Source organism: Aeribacillus composti (assembly GCF_031760945.1).
Taxonomy (GTDB): domain Bacteria; phylum Bacillota; class Bacilli; order Bacillales; family Aeribacillaceae; genus Aeribacillus; species Aeribacillus composti.
In genome coordinates this window covers 146,397-160,089 of the sequence record NZ_CP134501.1, presented here as the reverse complement: position 1 = coordinate 160,089, position 13,693 = coordinate 146,397, and the positions used below count along the sequence as shown (strand labels likewise).

Sequence of the window (13,693 nt, the reverse complement as noted above, 5' to 3'; positions counted from 1 at the left end):
AAATAAAACCCTCCTTCAAAACGTCGAAACCCCGGCTAGACAAAGAAGAGAAAACGCGTCTAACCGAAATTCCCCAATCATAAAGTCCCGAATGTGCACAAACAACATCTTAATAAATGCTAGAATCTATAACTGTATCATAACCCATTATTGACAGGGTTACAAAATATATACAGATAAATTACACACGACGACGTTTTGGCGGACGGCATCCATTATGTGGAACAGGTGTGACGTCTTTAATAGATGTCACTTCAAGACCTGCTGCTTGAAGAGCACGAATCGCAGCTTCGCGGCCTGCGCCAGGTCCTTTTACAGAAACCTCTAATGATTTCATTCCGTGCTCCATAGAAGCTTTAGCAGCTGCTTCAGCTGCCATCTGTGCAGCAAACGGAGTTGACTTACGAGAACCTTTAAATCCTAATGCACCGGCACTTGACCAAGCAATTGCATTGCCGTGCACATCAGTAATAGTGACAATCGTGTTGTTAAAGGTTGATCGAATATGTGCGATGCCTGTCTCAATATTCTTTTTTACGCGGCGTTTGCGAGTATTTGTTTTACGAGCCATTTACAGTTAACCTCCTTTACTTATTTTTTCTTGTTAGCAACCGTACGGCGCGGTCCTTTACGAGTACGTGCGTTATTTTTCGTATTTTGGCCTCGAACAGGCAAACCACGGCGATGTCGGATACCACGGTAGCAGCCAATTTCAATGAGACGCTTAATGTTTAGAGAAACTTCCCGTCGAAGATCTCCTTCCACTTTATAAGTGTCGACAATGTCACGGATTCTTCCTAATTCTTCTTCTGTTAAATCACGAACACGAGTATCTTCGGAAACTCCAGCTTCAGCTAATATTTTTTGAGCTGTTGAACGACCGATTCCGTAAATATAAGTTAAAGAAATGACAATGCGTTTATCGCGTGGAATATCTACACCAGCAATACGCGCCATAATATGAGCACCTCCTTCAAAAATTAACCTTGTTTTTGTTTATGTTTTGGATTTTCGCAAATAACCATAACTTTTCCTTTTCTGCGAATGACTTTACATTTTTCGCATATAGGTTTCACTGATGGTCTTACTTTCATGTTTATCCAACCTCCTTAATAATCCGGAGTGCAAATTATTTATATCGATACGTAATTCTTCCGCGGGTTAAATCATATGGTGATAATTCAACCGTTACTTTATCACCCGGCAAAATACGAATAAAATGCATTCTAATTTTTCCAGAAACATGAGCCAGCACGGTATGACCATTTTCCAACTCTACTTTAAACATCGCGTTAGGCAACGTCTCAACAACGGTACCCTCTACTTCAATGACATCGTCTTTCGCCATTCAATTGTCTCCCTTCCTCAAATCAGTAACTTGTTCATTGACAAATCGGCTTATTGCATATCGAAGTTTGCCATTTGTCACACGGCCAGTTTCCAATATACTGTTCTGAACTTCCGGAGATACGCAATCAAAAAATTCAAGATGATGGATGTTTTTTTTCTTTGGAGAATGAAACTTTCGCTTTTCTCCATCGGCAATCAATACGAATCGATCATCGAGAATTTTCACGACAATCGCATATTTGCCAGCTTCTCTCCCTTTCGTAATCAAGACAAACTGACCTATTTGCGGACTCGACTCAGGATCACTCACGCACATCACCTTCACTTAGGGTGTTGTTAAAATTTCATAACCTGTATCAGTAATGGCAATTGTATGTTCAAAATGAGCACACATTTTGCCATCTACAGTCACGACAGTCCAATTATCAGCTAACGTTCTGACATAACGGCTTCCCGCATTGACCATAGGCTCAATCGCTAAAACCATACCGGGCTTCAGCCTTGGCCCTTTGTTCGGTGGACCATAATGCGGAATTTGAGGATCCTCATGCAAGTCTTGCCCTACGCCATGACCTACGTATTCACGAACAATGGAAAAACCGTGAGATTCGACGTAAACTTGAATGGCATGAGAAATGTTCGAAAGTCTTCCCCCTGGTTTTGCTTCTTCTAATCCTTTATATAAAGATTCTTTTGTAACATCAAGCAATTTCTGTGTTTCTTCGGAAATTGTACCGACAGGATAAGTCCATGCAGAGTCCCCGTGATAGCCGTTGTATTTCGCACCAATGTCAATACTAATAATATCTCCATCACGCAATACACGGTCTCCAGGTATTCCGTGAACAAGCTCTTCATTCACGGAAGTGCAAATACTGCCGCGAAAACCATTATACCCTTTAAATGAGGGGATTGCATCATGTTCACGTATAAACTTTTCAGCAATACTGTCCAGTTCTTTTGTTGTAATACCAGGCTGAATATATTTCTGGAGTTCTTGGTGAGTTAAAGCAACAATCCGTCCAGCCTCGCGCATAATTTCAATTTCGCGCTTTGTTTTGCAAATAATCATTCACCCAAGCCTCCAAGCAAGTTGCAAATATCTTCAAATACTTTGTTAATCTCTTGCTGACCGTCAATATTTTTCAAATAGCCTTTAGATTTATAGAAATCAAGCAGCGGTTTCGTCTGCTTCAAATTCACTTCCAAACGGTTTCCAACGGTTTCAGCGTTATCATCAGCTCGTTGATATAAATTTCCTCCGCACTTATCACAAATTCCTTCTTCTTTTGGCGGATTGAATACAAGATGGTACGTTGCACCGCAATTTTTGCAAATTCTTCGTCCTGTTAGCCGTTCCATTAAAATTTCTTGGTCAACATGAATGTTGATAACATAATCAATTTCTTTATTAAGCTCTTTTAAAATTTGCTCCAAAGCCTCCGCTTGAGCAACGGTGCGCGGAAAACCATCCAATAAAAAGCCTTTATCAGTATCATTCTTGCCTAATCTTTCCCGAACAATACCAATCGTAACTTCATCCGGCACTAATTCGCCTTTATCCATATAAGACTTCGCTTGTAACCCTAACTCGGTTCCATCTTTTATAGCTGCTCTGAACATATCTCCTGTTGAGATATGCGGGATGTTGTATTTTTCAACAATTTTTTCAGCCTGTGTTCCTTTTCCTGCCCCAGGCAGCCCCATTAATACTAAATTCATGGACTCTCCCCCTCAAACGCTTTTCGAGGGAATGGGACATTCATCGCCCCACAACCTCTTATTTCATAAAACCTTTGTAATGACGTTTGACAAGCTGGCTCTCAAGCTGCTTCATAGTTTCCAAAGCGACACCGACAACGATCAAGAGACTTGTTCCACCTATTTGTGCTGAAGAAGGCAAGTCAGCAAATTTTATAAAAAAGACAGGAAGTATTGAGACAACTGCTAGAAAAATAGAACCGACAAATGTTAAACGGTATAAAATTTTCGTTACGTACTCTTGTGTACTTTTTCCTGGTCTTATACCCGGTATATAGCCGCCTTGCTTCTGCAAATTTTCAGCCATTTGCTCCGGGTTCACTTGAACAAATGTATAGAAATAAGCGAAAGCGATAATTAATGCAACGTAGATGATCATCCCGATAGGTTGCGTGTAATCAAATGTTTTTTGAATCCATCTTGTTACATCATTTGGTCCAAAGAACGATGCAATCGTAGTGGGGGTAACAATAAACGATACTGCAAAAATGACTGGAATGACTCCAGCAGAGTTAACCTTCAATGGGAGATGCGTTGAATGTCCCCCAACCGGACTTCTACCTGCAAGCCGCTTTGCATACTGAATCGGAATTTTTCGGAATGCTTGTTGAACGAAAATAACAGCTACAACAACTAATAAAACGGCAAGAACAAGCAAAACGACAGTTACAATTCTTAAAAATAGCTGATCGCCAACATCCGCAAATTGTTGAGCATAAATTTGGTTTACTGCCGTTGGAATGCCGGCAGCAATCCCAGCAAAGATAATAATAGAAATACCGTTCCCAACGCCTTTTGCGGTAATTTGCTCACCAAGCCACATTAAAAAGGCTGTTCCCGCAGTTAAAACAAGTGCGATCAACAAATAGTTTCCAATGCCAGGGTTTATGATTAACAGACCGCCGGCCATATTATTAAAGCCATATGACATTGCCAGCGCTTGAATAAATCCTAAAATAATTGTTAAATAACGCGTGAATTGGGCAAGCTTTCTGCGGCCTACTTCACCCTGCTTCGACCACTCTGTAAATTTCGGTACAACGTCCATTTGCAGAAGCTGAACAATGATTGAAGCAGTAATGTAAGGCATAATCCCCATTGCTAAAATGGAGAAGTTTTGCAATGCCCCGCCTCCAAAAATGTTCAAAACGCCAAATACGTTCAATTGGTCTTGTGCTTTTAGTACGTCTGCGTTCACACCCGGGACAGGGATAAAAGTGCCGATCCGGAAAATTACCAGCATAAGAAGGGTGAACAAGATTCGATTGCGAATGTCACCCACGCGCATAAAATTGGAGATTGCCTTGAACATTAAATCACCTCAGCAGAACCGCCGGCGGCTTCAATTGCCTCTTTTGCTGAAGCAGAAAATTTGTGTGCTTTAACCGTTAATTTTTTCTCTAATTTACCGTCTCCAAGCACTTTAATACCTGCTTTCAGTTTGCTTACAACACCTGTTTCCAAAAGAAGCTCTGGAGTAATTTCCGTACCGTCTTCAAAACGATTCAATTTGTCCAAGTTCACAACTTGATATTCTTTGCGGTTAATGTTTGTAAACCCACGTTTTGGCAAACGACGGAATAGAGGAGTTTGACCGCCTTCAAATCCAGGGCGAACTCCACCGCCAGATCGGGCATTTTGTCCTTTTTGACCACGTCCAGCAGTTTTTCCATTACCTGAACCAATACCGCGACCAACACGATTCCGCTCTTTACGAGAACCTTCTGCCGGTTTTAATTCATGAAGCTTCATAACCTTGGCACCTCCTTATTTGATTATTGTTCTTCCACTTTCACGAGATGTGACACTTTATTGATCATTCCGCGAATTGCCGAATTGTCATTATGAACAACTGTTTGATGCAATTTCCGCAAGCCTAATGTTTTAACGGTTATTCTTTGGTCTTCAGGACGACCAATTACACTCTTTTTGAGGGTAATCGCCAATTTTTTTGCCATTGTCTTTCCCTCCTTATCCTAACAGTTCTTCAACCGTTTTTCCACGAAGTTTAGCAACATCTTCTACACGCTTCAGCTGCTTTAACCCGTCAACTGTTGCCCGAACCATATTAATCGGTGTATTGGAGCCTAAAGATTTAGATAAGATATCGTGAACACCTGCTAATTCAAGTACTGCACGGACAGGTCCTCCAGCGATAACCCCCGTACCTTCAACAGCAGGTTTCAAGAGAATCTTTCCTGCACCGAATTTACCGATTACTTCGTGTGGAATGGACGTACCTACAATTGGTACTTCAATTAAGTTTTTCTTTGCATCTTCAATTGCTTTGCGGATAGCATCAGGAACTTCTTGCGCTTTACCAGTTCCGAAACCTACATGACCGTTTTTGTCTCCGACAACAACAAGAGCAGCAAAACGGAAACGACGGCCACCTTTTACTACTTTTGCAACACGGTTTACGGTAACAACACGTTCTTCAAGTTCAAGTTTGCTTGGATCAATACGACGCATCACTTTTCCCTCCTTTGTCGATTAAAATTCAAGGCCAACTTCGCGAGCTGCATCAGCTAAAGCCTTCACACGTCCATGATATAAATATCCACCACGGTCAAACACAACAGATTTAATACCTTTTTCAAGCGCACGTTTTGCAACAAGTTCGCCGACCTTTTGAGCTGCCTCTACATTCCCAGTTGATTCCAAGTTAAGCTCTTTATCCAAAGTAGAAGCACTCACAAGCGTTTGGTGATTTGTATCATCAATCACTTGAGCATAAATGTGCTTGTTGGAGCGGTATACGTTTAAACGCGGGCGAGCGGCTGTACCGGAAACCTTTGAACGCACGCGTGCATGTCTAGTTTTGCGAACCGCATTTTTACTAGGTTTTGTAATCATCTACGTCACTCCTTTCTTTCTTTATGCGGCATTACTTAGCAGTCTTACCTTCTTTGCGGCGCACATATTCTCCTTCATAGCGGATGCCTTTTCCTTTATATGGTTCAGGCGGACGAACCGCACGAATATTTGCAGCGACTGCGCCAACACGCTCTTTATCTGTACCTTTAACGACGATTTTTGTTTGAGAAGGAACGTCGATTTCAATGCCTTGTTCAGGTTCATATTCGACTGGATGAGAGTATCCGACATTCAATACTAGTTTTTTTCCTGATTTTGATGCACGGTATCCGACCCCGATCAGTTCTAAACTTTTTTCAAAGCCTTTGGAAACACCTTCAACCATATTGGCAAGAAGGCTGCGAGTCGTCCCGTGAAGAGCACGGTGCTCTTTATTGTCAGATGGACGAGTAACAGTTAATACTTGATCTTCAACTTTTATATCCATATCTGGATGAAATGTACGGGTTAATTCTCCTTTTGGTCCTTTTACTGTTACTGTATTTCCATTAATCGTAACAGTGACACCTGAAGGAATTTCAAGCGGTTTTTTCCCTACACGTGACATGAATGACACCTCCATTTCGTGTTAAAAAATTACCAAACGTATGCGAGCACTTCTCCGCCTGTTTGCTTCGCGCGTGCTTCTTTATCAGTTAAAACGCCTTGAGAAGTCGAAACGATTGCTATTCCTAATCCATTCAACACACGTGGCACTTCATTAGCTTTTGCATAAACGCGCAAGCCTGGTTTGCTGATTCGTTTAAGGCCAGTTATAACACGTTCGTTGTTAGGCCCGTACTTTAAGAAAATGCGCAAAATACCTTGTTTATTATCTTCAATATATTCATAATCGCGAATAAACCCTTCACGCTTCAAAATTTCAGCAATTTCCCGTTTAATTTTGGAAGCAGGAACTTCCAGTTTTTCATGACGAACCATGTTCGCATTGCGAATGCGAGTAAGCATATCTGCAATAGGATCTGTCATCACCATTATAAATAACCTCCTTCCCATTTATCGATACTACCAACTAGCTTTTTTCACGCCAGGGATCTGACCTTTGTAAGCAAGTTCACGGAAACAAATACGGCAAAGCTTAAATTTGCGGATGACTGCATGCGGACGGCCGCAGCGTTCACAGCGTGTGTATTCACGCACTTTAAATTTTTGCTTGCGTTTTTGTTTCGCAATCATTGACTTTTTAGCCACATTTTCGCCTCCAATCTAAATTAGCGATTATTTTGGAACGGCATGCCGAACAGAGTTAATAGCTCGCGAGCCTCTTCATCGGTTTTTGCTGTTGTAACGATTACGATATCCATACCTCTTACTTTATTTACTTTATCGTAATCAATTTCTGGGAAAATAAGTTGTTCTCTAATACCAAGCGTATAATTGCCGCGGCCATCAAATGATTTTTTAGATACACCACGGAAGTCGCGCACACGTGGTAAAGAAACGGAAATCAATTTGTCAAAGAAATCGTACATACGCTCTCCACGAAGCGTAACTTTGCAACCGATCGGCATTCCTTCACGAAGCCGGAAGCCGGCAATGGATTTTTTCGCACGAGTCACTACAGGTTTTTGACCAGAAATGAGAGTTAATTCTTCAACAGCACTGTCCAGCGCTTTCGCATTTTGGACTGCATCACCGACGCCCATATTGATGACAATTTTTTCGATTTTAGGAACTTGCATAACAGATTTATAGTTAAACTTGTTCATTAGTGCAGGTATGATTTCTTTTACGTATTTTTCTTTAAGGCGGTTCATAAATAGACCTCCCTTCCAAATTATTTATCTAAAATTTCACCTGATTTTTTTGCTACACGCACCTTTTTGCCGTCCACAATTTTATAACCGACACGAGTCGGTTCACCTGTTTTTGGATCTAATGGCATTACATTTGATACATGAATAGGCGCTTCTTTACTGATAATTCCGCCTTGTGGATTATCTTGAGAAGGCTTCGCATGTTTTTTCACGATGTTCACGCCTTCCACAAGCACGCGGTTCTTTTTCGGATATGCTGCAAGGATCACGCCTTGTTTTCCTTTATCTTTTCCGGCGATCACCATTACTTTGTCACCCTTCTTAACATGCATCGATTACACACCTCCTTGGTAAGCCAAACTCATAATTAAAGTACTTCTGGAGCAAGAGAAACGATTTTCATAAAGTTTTTATCGCGAAGTTCACGCGCAACCGGTCCAAAAATACGAGTACCTCTCGGGCTTTTGTCTTCGCGGATGATGACGCATGCGTTTTCGTCAAAACGAATGTACGAACCGTCAGGACGGCGCACACCACGTTTTGTACGCACAACAACAGCTTTTACTACATCACCTTTTTTAACAACGCCTCCTGGTGTTGCTTGTTTAACCGTACCGACAATAATATCACCGATATTTGCTGTTTTACGACCAGATCCGCCAAGAACTTTAATTGTTAACAATTCACGTGCACCAGAGTTATCAGCAACTTTTAAACGAGATTCTTGTTGAATCATGTTCGTGACCTCCCTTCGGAATTTTTTTCATCCGAACCAAATTAAATAATAACTGCTTCTTCTACAATTTCAACTAAACGGAAACGTTTTGTTGCAGATAGCGGGCGAGTTTCCATAATGCGAACGATATCGCCGACTTTCGCTTTGTTTTGCTCATCATGAGCTTTGAACTTTTTAGAATATTTCACGCGTTTTCCATAAAGCGGGTGTTTTTTATAAGTTTCAACAAGAACAGTGATGGTCTTATCCATTTTATCCGACACGACGCGTCCAGTATAAACTTTGCGCTTGTTGCGTTCACTCATTTGGCAAACCTCCTCTCACGATTATTTGTTTGCAGCAATTTCTCTTTCGCGAATAATAGTTTTCATTCTAGCAATCGTTTTGCGTACTTCACGGATGCGGGCAGTATTTTCAAGCTGACCAGTCGCAAGCTGGAAGCGCAAGTTAAACAATTCTTCTTTTAAAGATTTCACTTTTTGTTCAATTTCGGCAGTGGTTAGATCACGAATTTCTTTAGCTTTCATTTGATTCACCACCAATTTCTTCACGTTTTACAAATTTTGTTTTGATCGGTAATTTATGAGATGCAAGACGCAGTGCTTCACGTGCAACTTCTTCAGAAACACCCGCAACCTCGAACAATACTTTGCCCGGCTTCACTACGGCAACCCAGCCTTCAGGTGCCCCTTTACCGGAACCCATCCGTACTTCTAAAGGTTTAGCCGTGTATGGTTTAGACGGGAAAATTTTAATCCAAACTTTTCCGCCACGTCTCATATAACGCGTCATCGCGATACGTGCTGCTTCAATTTGTCTGTTGGTGATCCAAGCAGGCTCAAGAGCTTGAATGCCATATTCACCGAAATGAACTTCAGTGCCGCCTTTTGCACGTCCGCGCATTTTCCCGCGATGTTCTCTACGATATTTTACGCGTTTAGGCATTAACATAATTATTTGCCTCCTTCCTCATTGTTCTTTTTAGCTGGAAGAACTTCTCCACGATAAATCCAAACTTTTACGCCCAATTTTCCGTACGTTGTATCCGCTTCTGCAGTTCCGTAATCGATGTCTGCACGAAGAGTATGAAGCGGTACCGTTCCTTCACTGTAATGTTCAGAACGTGCGATATCTGCACCACCAAGACGGCCGGATACCATTGTTTTAATACCTAATGCACCTGCGCGCATTGCACGTTGGATCGCTTGTTTTTGAACACGACGGAACGAAGCGCGGTTTTCTAGCTGACGTGCAATATTTTCCGCAACAAGTTTTGCATCTAAATCAGCTTTTTTAATTTCTAAAATATTAATGTGCACACGTTTGCCAGTTAGTTGGTTCAAAGCCTTTCTTAAAGCTTCGACCTCTGTACCACCTTTACCGATAACCATTCCTGGCTTAGCTGTGTGGATAGTGATATTTAAACGGTTTGCCGCACGTTCAATTTCAATGCGGGAAACGGATGCATCGCTTAAACGTTTATTAATGTATTCACGAATTTTGAGGTCTTCATGTAACAGGTCTGCATAATCTTTTTCTGCATACCATTTCGATTCCCAATCACGAATGATGCCAATTCGAAGACCGACTGGATTTACCTTTTGACCCACTAATTATCCCTCCTTTTTTTCCGAAACAATGATCGTAATATGGCTTGTGCGTTTGTTGATTTGGCTCGCTCTACCTTGTGCACGTGGTCTAAAGCGTTTCAAAGTTGGTCCTTCATCAACATAAGCCTTTTCAATATATAAATTGTTTCCGTCCATGTCATAGTTATGCTCTGCATTTGCAACAGCCGATTTTAACACTTTTTCAATAATTGGTGAAGCAGCTTTAGGTGTATGGCGAAGAATGGCAATTGCCTCACCAACTTGCTTTCCTCGGATCAAGTCAATAACTAAACGAGCTTTACGAGGAGCAATTCGTACTGTTCTCGCAACAGCTTTAGCCTGCATCCTAAAATCCTCCTCTCATATTAGCGTTTTGTCTTCTTGTCATCGCCGGCATGGCCTCTGTAAGTACGAGTTGGAGCAAACTCTCCAAGCTTATGTCCTACCATGTCTTCAGTAATGTATACCGGAACATGTTTTCTTCCATCATAGACCGCAATGGTATGACCGATGAAAGATGGGAAAATAGTTGAACGGCGAGACCAAGTTTTGATGACTTGTTTGCTTCCAGTTTCATTTAATTTTTCGATTTTTTTCATTAAATGATCATCGCAGAATGGTCCTTTTTTTAAGCTACGACCCATAATGTTACCTCCCTTCGTGATTGCGCTACGGTTCTGATGAACCGTAGAACAACCCCGTTATTTTTTACGACGGCGAACGATAAATTTATCGGATTTGTTTTTCTTTTTGCGAGTTTTAAACCCAAGAGTCGGTTTACCCCAAGGCGTCATAGGAGATTTACGACCAATAGGTGCTTTTCCTTCTCCCCCACCGTGCGGGTGATCGCTAGGGTTCATAACAGATCCGCGAACTGTTGGACGTTTGCCTAACCAGCGGGAACGTCCTGCTTTACCAATATTAATTAATTCATGCTGCTCATTCCCTACTTGGCCGACAGTGGCACGGCAAGTTGCCAAAATCATGCGGACCTCACCAGAAGCTAAACGAACTAATACATATTTTCCTTCTTTACCAAGCACTTGAGCTGAAGTACCTGCAGAACGAACCAATTGTCCGCCTTTTCCTGGTTTTAATTCGATGTTATGAATGACAGTACCTACTGGGATATTTTGAAGAGGAAGTGCGTTTCCAACTTTAATATCAGCTGTAGGTCCTGACATTACTTCCATTCCTACTTTTAAGTTTTTAGGAGCCAGAATATAGCGTTTTTCTCCGTCAACATAGTTAATTAATGCAATGTTTGCGGAGCGGTTTGGATCGTACTCAATAGTAGCAACGCGTCCTGGTATTCCATCTTTATCGCGCTTAAAATCAATAATACGATATTGACGTTTATGGCCTCCGCCTTGATGACGAACAGTTAGCTTACCTTGGTTGTTGCGTCCTGCTTTTTTATGAAGCGGAGCAAGCAACGACTTTTCCGGCTTGTCAGTAGTGATTTCAGCAAAATCAGATACTGTCATGCCGCGGCGACCGTTAGAGGTTGGTTTATATTTTTTAATCGCCATCTCAGTTTCCCTCCTTCACTTTCAAAATTATGCTTCGAACAATTCGATTTCTTTGCTGTCTGCCGTTAATTTCACGATTGCTTTTTTACGGCGATTTGTCAAACCGCTGAACCGGCCAACACGTTTAAGTTTTCCTTTGTAATTCATAATGTTGACTTTTTCAACTTTGACATCGAAAATTTTTTCAATAGCGTCCTTCACTTCTGTTTTGTTTGCTTTCACATCTACTTCAAATGTATATTTTTTGTCAGCTACTAGATCCATTGAACGTTCAGTGATGATGGGGCGCTTAATAATATCTCGAGGATCCTTCATTATCCAAGCACCTCCTCTACTTTTTCCACCGCTGCTTTTGTAATAACAAGTTTATCATGGCTCAACACATCCAACACGTTGATTCCATTAGCCGTAACAACTGTTACACCTGGAATATTGCGTGCAGACAGGATTACATTTTCGTTTTCGTCTCCTGTTACAATCAGCGCTTTTCTGTCAACGGAAAGCCCTTTGAGAATTCCAGCCATTTCTTTCGTTTTTGGAGCTTCCAACACTAAATCTTCTAATACAACAATATTGTTCTCTTGAACTTTAGAAGATAAAGCTGATTTGATTGCTAAGCGGCGGACTTTTTTCGGTAATTTGTATGCATATGTGCGAGGTGTTGGTCCAAATACTGTCCCACCTCCGCGCCATTGAGGTGAACGGATGGATCCCTGACGTGCGCGTCCTGTACCTTTTTGACGCCATGGCTTACGGCCACCGCCACTAACTTCAGAACGGTTTTTTACTTTATGAGTGCCTTGTCTTTGAGAAGCTCTTTGCATAATGACAGCTTCAAATAATACGTGTTTATTCGGCTCAATACCAAAAACAGAATCATTTAATTCGATTTCGCCAACTGCTGATCCGTTTTGGTTATATAACGTAACTTTCGGCATTTTTCCGTTTCCTCCTTTCCTGTTGAAATTACTTCGCTTTTACTGCAGATTTAATAATAACTAATGATTTTTTCGGTCCCGGAACATTCCCTTTGATTAAAAGAAGATTGCGTTCAGCATCTACTTTTACAACTTCAAGATTTTGAACGGTTACGCGTTCACCGCCCATTCTTCCAGGAAGTTCTTTTGATTTAAAAACACGGTTTGGTGCAATGGCTCCCATTGAACCAGGACGACGGTGGTACCGTGAACCGTGAGACATTGGGCCACGTGATTGTCCGTGACGTTTAATCGCACCTTGAAATCCTTTCCCTTTAGAAATACCTGTCACATCAACAAGTTCCCCAGCAGAAAAAATGTCTACTTTAACCTCTTGACCAATTTCATACTCGTCTACATTAGCACCTCTAACTTCACGAATGAAGCGCTTAGGAGCAGTATTTGCTTTTGCAGCGTGACCTTTTTCCGGCTTGTTTGCAAGCTTTTCACGCTTGTCTTCAAAACCTAGTTGAATAGCATCGTAGCCGTCTGTTTCAACAGTCTTCTTTTGAAGAACGACGTTTGGGGATGCTTCAACTACAGTAACAGGAATTAATTCACCGTTTTCTGCAAATACTTGCGTCATTCCAATTTTTCTTCCTAAGATTCCTTTGGTCATGAGTCACACCTCCTAAATTTCAAATGTTTTAATCTATCGTTACAGTTTAATTTCAATGTCTACACCAGAAGGCAAATCTAAACGCATTAACGCATCAACCGTTTGCGGTGTAGGGTTGACAATATCGATTAAACGTTTATGTGTACGCATTTCAAATTGTTCACGAGAATCTTTATATTTGTGCACTGCTCGAAGAATTGTATAAACTGTTTTTTCAGTCGGTAGCGGAATTGGACCAGAAACATTTGCTCCCGAACGTTTTGCAGTTTCTACAATTTTTTCGGCAGATTGATCAAGGATTCTGTGATCATACGCTTTTAATCGAATTCGAATTTTTTGTTTTGCCATTATTTTCCCTCCTTTTCGCCTACTTTCCATAGACAATTCTCCACGAGAATTTCCTGTACGCCCGCCATGGCAAAGCGGCCGGGTGTATCAGCAACCTCCCGCTTCATCGCAGTCAAAGACCAACGT

At 41.4% G+C, this 13,693-nt stretch carries 28 protein-coding genes and 1 pseudogene; all 29 read right to left on the bottom strand.

Going from position 1 to position 13,693, the window contains the following annotated elements; all coding sequences use genetic code 11:
* Positions 1–181: 181 nt before the first annotated feature.
* On the bottom strand, positions 182–571 hold the full coding sequence (rpsK, locus tag RI196_RS00895; protein WP_063387183.1) for a 30S ribosomal protein S11: 390 nt from the start codon (positions 569–571) through the stop codon (positions 182–184).
* A 20-nt stretch (positions 572–591) separates the two neighbouring features.
* Positions 592–957: a 30S ribosomal protein S13 gene (rpsM, locus tag RI196_RS00890; protein WP_063387182.1), complete on the bottom strand. Its 366-nt coding sequence runs from the start codon at positions 955–957 to the stop codon at positions 592–594.
* A 23-nt stretch (positions 958–980) separates the two neighbouring features.
* The gene (rpmJ, locus tag RI196_RS00885; RefSeq protein WP_003156543.1) at positions 981–1,094 is read right to left on the bottom strand and encodes a 50S ribosomal protein L36; all 114 of its coding nucleotides are present in this window, start codon (positions 1,092–1,094) and stop codon (positions 981–983) included.
* 35 nt (positions 1,095–1,129) lie between these two features.
* Positions 1,130–1,348 carry a translation initiation factor IF-1 gene (gene infA / locus RI196_RS00880; RefSeq protein WP_003178377.1) on the bottom strand — a complete coding sequence of 73 codons (219 nt, stop codon included), beginning with the start codon at positions 1,346–1,348 and terminating at the stop codon, positions 1,130–1,132.
* Positions 1,326–1,666, bottom strand: a pseudogene (locus RI196_RS00875) (KOW motif-containing protein). Before RI196_RS00875 ends, infA begins: the two are co-directional and overlap by 23 nt.
* Positions 1,667–1,675: 9 nt before the next feature.
* Positions 1,676–2,422, bottom strand: coding sequence for a type I methionyl aminopeptidase (gene map, locus RI196_RS00870; RefSeq protein ID WP_117017136.1), 747 nt, complete (start codon positions 2,420–2,422; stop codon positions 1,676–1,678).
* Positions 2,419–3,072 (bottom strand): adenylate kinase, encoded by a 654-nt coding sequence (locus RI196_RS00865; RefSeq protein ID WP_063387179.1) that lies wholly within the window; start codon positions 3,070–3,072, stop codon positions 2,419–2,421. Before RI196_RS00865 ends, map begins: the two co-directional genes overlap by 4 nt.
* Before the next feature lie 58 nt (positions 3,073–3,130).
* Positions 3,131–4,423 carry a preprotein translocase subunit SecY gene (secY, locus tag RI196_RS00860; protein ID WP_063387178.1) on the bottom strand — a complete coding sequence of 431 codons (1,293 nt, stop codon included), beginning with the start codon at positions 4,421–4,423 and terminating at the stop codon, positions 3,131–3,133.
* Complete coding sequence (gene rplO, locus RI196_RS00855; RefSeq protein WP_063387177.1) at positions 4,423–4,863, bottom strand: 50S ribosomal protein L15; 441 nt, start codon at positions 4,861–4,863, stop codon at positions 4,423–4,425. The genes secY and rplO overlap by 1 nt, the downstream gene beginning before the upstream one ends.
* Positions 4,864–4,886: 23 nt before the next feature.
* Positions 4,887–5,069 carry a 50S ribosomal protein L30 gene (gene rpmD, locus RI196_RS00850; protein WP_311066741.1) on the bottom strand — a complete coding sequence of 61 codons (183 nt, stop codon included), beginning with the start codon at positions 5,067–5,069 and terminating at the stop codon, positions 4,887–4,889.
* Positions 5,070–5,082: 13 nt separating this feature from the next.
* Positions 5,083–5,583, bottom strand: a complete 501-nt coding sequence (gene rpsE / locus RI196_RS00845) for a 30S ribosomal protein S5 (protein ID WP_063387175.1) — start codon at positions 5,581–5,583, stop codon at positions 5,083–5,085.
* A gap of 21 nt (positions 5,584–5,604) precedes the next feature.
* Complete coding sequence (rplR, locus tag RI196_RS00840; RefSeq protein ID WP_063387174.1) at positions 5,605–5,967, bottom strand: 50S ribosomal protein L18; 363 nt, start codon at positions 5,965–5,967, stop codon at positions 5,605–5,607.
* 31 nt (positions 5,968–5,998) lie between these two features.
* On the bottom strand, positions 5,999–6,535 hold the full coding sequence (rplF, locus tag RI196_RS00835; RefSeq protein WP_063387173.1) for a 50S ribosomal protein L6: 537 nt from the start codon (positions 6,533–6,535) through the stop codon (positions 5,999–6,001).
* 29 nt (positions 6,536–6,564) lie between these two features.
* A complete protein-coding gene (gene rpsH, locus RI196_RS00830; protein ID WP_063387172.1) occupies positions 6,565–6,963 on the bottom strand; it encodes a 30S ribosomal protein S8 in 399 nt (132 codons plus the stop codon).
* A 30-nt stretch (positions 6,964–6,993) separates the two neighbouring features.
* Positions 6,994–7,179 (bottom strand): type Z 30S ribosomal protein S14, encoded by a 186-nt coding sequence (locus RI196_RS00825; RefSeq protein ID WP_063387171.1) that lies wholly within the window; start codon positions 7,177–7,179, stop codon positions 6,994–6,996.
* A 20-nt stretch (positions 7,180–7,199) separates the two neighbouring features.
* Positions 7,200–7,745 carry a 50S ribosomal protein L5 gene (rplE, locus tag RI196_RS00820; protein WP_063387170.1) on the bottom strand — a complete coding sequence of 182 codons (546 nt, stop codon included), beginning with the start codon at positions 7,743–7,745 and terminating at the stop codon, positions 7,200–7,202.
* Between the two features lie 20 nt (positions 7,746–7,765).
* Positions 7,766–8,077, bottom strand: a complete 312-nt coding sequence (gene rplX, locus RI196_RS00815; protein WP_063387169.1) for a 50S ribosomal protein L24 — start codon at positions 8,075–8,077, stop codon at positions 7,766–7,768.
* Between the two features lie 35 nt (positions 8,078–8,112).
* The gene (rplN, locus tag RI196_RS00810) at positions 8,113–8,481 is read right to left on the bottom strand and encodes a 50S ribosomal protein L14 (RefSeq protein WP_063387168.1); all 369 of its coding nucleotides are present in this window, start codon (positions 8,479–8,481) and stop codon (positions 8,113–8,115) included.
* A 41-nt stretch (positions 8,482–8,522) separates the two neighbouring features.
* Positions 8,523–8,786 carry a 30S ribosomal protein S17 gene (gene rpsQ / locus RI196_RS00805; RefSeq protein WP_063387167.1) on the bottom strand — a complete coding sequence of 88 codons (264 nt, stop codon included), beginning with the start codon at positions 8,784–8,786 and terminating at the stop codon, positions 8,523–8,525.
* Between the two features lie 21 nt (positions 8,787–8,807).
* A complete protein-coding gene (rpmC, locus tag RI196_RS00800) occupies positions 8,808–9,008 on the bottom strand; it encodes a 50S ribosomal protein L29 (protein WP_063387166.1) in 201 nt (66 codons plus the stop codon).
* A complete protein-coding gene (gene rplP, locus RI196_RS00795; protein ID WP_063387165.1) occupies positions 8,998–9,432 on the bottom strand; it encodes a 50S ribosomal protein L16 in 435 nt (144 codons plus the stop codon). The genes rpmC and rplP overlap by 11 nt, the downstream gene beginning before the upstream one ends.
* Positions 9,433–9,434: 2 nt before the next feature.
* Positions 9,435–10,091 carry a 30S ribosomal protein S3 gene (gene rpsC, locus RI196_RS00790; RefSeq protein ID WP_063387164.1) on the bottom strand — a complete coding sequence of 219 codons (657 nt, stop codon included), beginning with the start codon at positions 10,089–10,091 and terminating at the stop codon, positions 9,435–9,437.
* Positions 10,092–10,094: 3 nt separating this feature from the next.
* Positions 10,095–10,436 (bottom strand): 50S ribosomal protein L22, encoded by a 342-nt coding sequence (gene rplV, locus RI196_RS00785; protein WP_063387163.1) that lies wholly within the window; start codon positions 10,434–10,436, stop codon positions 10,095–10,097.
* A 20-nt stretch (positions 10,437–10,456) separates the two neighbouring features.
* Positions 10,457–10,735 carry a 30S ribosomal protein S19 gene (gene rpsS / locus RI196_RS00780; protein WP_063387162.1) on the bottom strand — a complete coding sequence of 93 codons (279 nt, stop codon included), beginning with the start codon at positions 10,733–10,735 and terminating at the stop codon, positions 10,457–10,459.
* Between the two features lie 57 nt (positions 10,736–10,792).
* On the bottom strand, positions 10,793–11,623 hold the full coding sequence (gene rplB, locus RI196_RS00775) for a 50S ribosomal protein L2 (RefSeq protein WP_063387161.1): 831 nt from the start codon (positions 11,621–11,623) through the stop codon (positions 10,793–10,795).
* Positions 11,624–11,650: 27 nt separating this feature from the next.
* A complete protein-coding gene (gene rplW / locus RI196_RS00770; RefSeq protein WP_063387160.1) occupies positions 11,651–11,938 on the bottom strand; it encodes a 50S ribosomal protein L23 in 288 nt (95 codons plus the stop codon).
* The gene (rplD, locus tag RI196_RS00765) at positions 11,938–12,561 is read right to left on the bottom strand and encodes a 50S ribosomal protein L4 (RefSeq protein WP_063387159.1); all 624 of its coding nucleotides are present in this window, start codon (positions 12,559–12,561) and stop codon (positions 11,938–11,940) included. Before rplD ends, rplW begins: the two co-directional genes overlap by 1 nt.
* Positions 12,562–12,589: 28 nt before the next feature.
* Positions 12,590–13,219, bottom strand: a complete 630-nt coding sequence (gene rplC, locus RI196_RS00760) for a 50S ribosomal protein L3 (RefSeq protein ID WP_063387158.1) — start codon at positions 13,217–13,219, stop codon at positions 12,590–12,592.
* 39 nt (positions 13,220–13,258) lie between these two features.
* Positions 13,259–13,567, bottom strand: coding sequence for a 30S ribosomal protein S10 (rpsJ, locus tag RI196_RS00755; protein ID WP_063387157.1), 309 nt, complete (start codon positions 13,565–13,567; stop codon positions 13,259–13,261).
* Between the last annotated feature and the right edge of the window lie 126 nt (positions 13,568–13,693).